Origin of the sequence: Dokdonia sp., from assembly GCF_039945015.1 — a bacterium.
Taxonomy (GTDB): domain Bacteria; phylum Bacteroidota; class Bacteroidia; order Flavobacteriales; family Flavobacteriaceae; genus Dokdonia.
In genome coordinates this window covers 1-4128 of the sequence record NZ_JBDUXP010000010.1, presented here as the reverse complement: position 1 = coordinate 4128, position 4128 = coordinate 1, and the positions used below count along the sequence as shown (strand labels likewise).

At 36.8% G+C, this 4128-nt stretch carries 1 protein-coding gene; it reads left to right on the top strand.

All coding sequences use genetic code 11. The features are described 5' to 3' along the window. Positions 1-4128: lectin-like protein (locus ABJD27_RS08845; protein WP_348163542.1), on the top strand; the 4128-nt coding region annotated here is incomplete at both ends.

Genomic DNA, 4128 nt, shown 5'->3' with positions numbered 1-4128 from the left:
ACCATATTATTTCTGACTCTTTTTTTTCAAATACGTTATCTAATGTATGTAAGACACTAAGTAACAATCCTAAAGATAGTATTCAAGGTCGTTACATTAAAAACAAAAAGACACTTCTTCTCTTTACCATTATCTTATGTAGTTTTAACTTCTCTTTAAATGCGCAATGTGATGCAAACAGTGATTTTGTGCAATTTTCGACAACCAATTGGTACGATATTGATGTACCAAATGATAATAGACCTGATAATGCAGGACAAACCTTTATTGCAACCTGCTCTGGTCCCATAAGAGGTGTCACTTTGGGAACCGACAATGTTTCTGGAGGAAATATTGGTGGCGCATCAATGACTGCGCAATTATGGCGAAATCCATTCAGTAATGGCCGAGTACTCATGACTTCCCAAACACAGGACTTACCTTTTAGTCCCGCAGAAGGTTCAAATGTAGATCACTATTTCCCTTTTACAAGTCTACCACAATTAGTCTCAGGAACAGAATATGCTGTTGTATTTGTGTTAAATGACACGCAATACACGGTAGGAGTACGAGTTGATGTGAATAATGTATATACTAGTGGAAATTTTATTCGTGATTGGTCAACTACAGGAACTGGAAGTTGGGATCTGCGCACACGTGTGCATTATGAAGATAATGTAGCTCCAGAGGCTAATTGTAAAGATATAACACGTGCTTTAGGTGCCAATAATACTCTGAATCTTAACGCAGGTGCTATAAACAATAATTCAACTGATGCCGATTCAGGTCTTGCTACTTTCTCACTTAGCAAAAGCAATTTTGATTGTAATGATGTTGGTTATAACTCTGTAAGGTTAATAGTTACAGATCAAAATGGAAATTCAAGTTCTTGCGAGTCTGTTGTAATAATTACTGATGGTAATGATCCCGTGTTAACTTGTCCTGGTGATATGACAGTAACTGCAGATGCAGAAACTGGTACTGCCATCGTAAACTATGCAGATGTCACTTATGATGATTGCACTTTTGAATGGGTTGATGGCTTCGATTTTATAGGTACCCACGATGGTAGAAGTTATTTCGTATCACACAATCCTTTAGTGCCAAGTGAGGCTTTTGCAAATGCAGAGCTTCAAGGCGGACATATAGCTACTGTTATAGATGCAGAACATAATGAGTGGCTTAGAGCAGCAGTAGATAATCAAGGTCTTACAAACGAAAACATACTAATTGGATATAATGATATTGTAGAAGAAGATACTTTTGTATGGCACAATCCTAATGGAGGATCTACCTACGAAAATTGGGCAACCATAGAGCCTAATAATGCAGGTGGAAATGAAGATTATACAATCATGAACGGTGGTGGTAGATGGAATGATGTAAATAATAATACCGCAAGAATCTATATCTTAGAGAAATCTGAAGCAAATATTAGACAATCATCAGGTTTAGTTTCTGGAAGCGAATTCCCAATAGGAACAACTATAAACTACTTTTCAGCTACAGATGCATTTGGAAATACAGGGAACTGCTTTTTTATTGTTGAGGTACTTCCTCCCCCAACGGAAACAACTGTAGTACTAGATAATGGAAAATTAATAATTACCGATATTGAAAGTGATTCTAACGATCAAATAACGTTTTCTAGTGACGGAACAACATTAACTATCAGTGATTTAATAACTCCTTCTGTTACCGGCGGACCAACACTTTTTGATCCAACTACAGTTACAGTGCCTTTGGCTAGTATTACGAATGGTATAGAATTTAGTTCGGCTAATGGATCCAACAACGGATTCAACATCATCACCTTTGCCAACGATTTAACACTAACAGGAGTTAATAATGGTATAACACTAACGGGATTAAAAAACTACGAGCAAACTGGCAGTATAAACATTGAAGGTGATTTAACAATTAATGGTATTGGTTTTGACTTAACTCTAGGTGAAATCACAGCAAATAACTTTACAATAGATGGTGTAGACAGAATCCTTGATCAAGAATTGGCATTAACCATATCAGGAGTCACACAATTGCAAGCAGGAGATGGAGTTAATATAGAAAATGGCCAAGGAAGACACACTTTTGGTGGTGAAGTAATTTTAACATCTAATGAACTAATTTTCTCCGCAGGAGCAGATACTACTTTTGGAGAAATAAATGCTACAGATGCAGGTATTGGCATTGCGCATACTTTTACCGCAGCTCCAGGTAATATCACTTTTAATGGAGATGTTACTGTTTTAGGTGGAAATGGTTCAACTTTATTTGTTTGTAGTTTTAACAATATTTCTCAAACAGGAGGTAGTATTGATGTACCATTCCTAGTCTTTAGAGGAAATGGAAATACTACAGTAACTATAGATAATAATAATAACATTGAAGCATTAGGAACCTCAAACCCTTTCGATCCCAATGCTGTAGACTTAGCATCCTTGTCTTTTACAAATACAAGTAATATGTTCTTAGAAGACATAGATGTAGTTGAGTTTAATCTTACAGCACCTCAATTTGATTTTGAGCCAGACTTTACTAATATCACAAAGCGTGGATCTGGTGTAAGTAACTTCAATGCAGATATCGATATGAATAACGGTACAGGTACAGCTATCATTAACCATAATGCAGGTACGATCAATTTTAACGGAGACACAAACGATTTTCTATCTCAAATGACTTATACTGGTCAGCCAGGAACCATTACAAATATTATTAGTTCAACAACAACCTTTCCTGTGACAGGTCCTAACAGAGGTTTTACTTTTGGCACCTTAAATGCTAATGGGATTATCGATACTAATAATATTGATATATACGTTACAGAAAGTGCAAATTTCTCAGGCGATACAACGCTACTTGCAGGTAGTTCTTACCTACAAGGGCCCCTTACAACCATATCAGATAGCGCTATAATTTCTCCAGGAGGAGGAACCACTGGTTTAGAATATACCTTTGATGACTTAACAATGAATACTGGAGCCACTTTTGCGCCATTAATCGAAGGAACAGGAGCTTCTGAATTTGATAAACTAGCAGTAGCACCATTCGGGACTGTTACTTTAGACGATGCCAATTTATCACCTAATGGAGGTTACGTTATAGGACCAGATGACGAGCTAATTATTATTAATAATTATAGTAATAATCCTGTTGTAGGTATATTTAATGGCCTGCCTGAAGGTAGTGAAGTGGTGTTTGGAGATTTTGAAGGTATAATCAGCTATACCGGTGGTGATGGTAATGATGTTGTATTACGATCAGATAATGTAGCGCCGAATGCAGTTTGTCAAGACATCATATTGGAGATTGGTTTTGGAGAAATTACTGTAACTGGAGATCAATTGGATAGTGGTGCTACAGACAATGTAGGAATAACTGAAATTCTAATCGATGGTCAGGCTTCTTTAGACTTTACTATTGACGATCTTGGAGATCATGAAGTAACAGTTACGTTTGTTGATGCTAATGGAAATACATCAGAATGTATGGCTACAATTACATTAGTTTCTAATGTAGACTATGATGTTTTAATAAGTGAATATCAACCAGTAGAAGGTGATGGAACTAGTGATCAACAAATCGAAATAATAGGAAAAGCAGGTGAATCATTTGCAGGAACTTTTGTAGTAATTGAGGGTGATGTAAATACTGGAGAAGAAGGCCTCGTAGTAGCTGCCTATGAGTTATCGGGTGTCTTTGACCCTAATAATTTACTAGTGACTACTATATCAAATATTCCTGACCCTACGCACACAGTAGTGTTAACCTCTTCATTTAGTGGAACTGTTGGAACGACGAATATAGATAATGGTGATGGAACCGTAGATGTATCGGTTTTTGGACTCATATTAGATGCCATAGGAATTACAAACGGAGCTGTATGTTGCCCTATAGATGTTATCTATGGAGAAGAATTTGGAGGTACTGACCTACCTTATATTGGTGGACAAGCGTCTGCTATTTTTAGAGATGCAAGTGTAGGAGATTTTTATCAAATATCTCTTTCTACTGGTGATCTTTACGATAACACAGCCACTATTGTTGATGCTTCTAGTTTTAACACAACGCCAACGCTCGCAGGAACCTTTGGTAGTATTAATCCAATACGTCTTTCTGTAGATTGTGATAATCACACTACTTGGG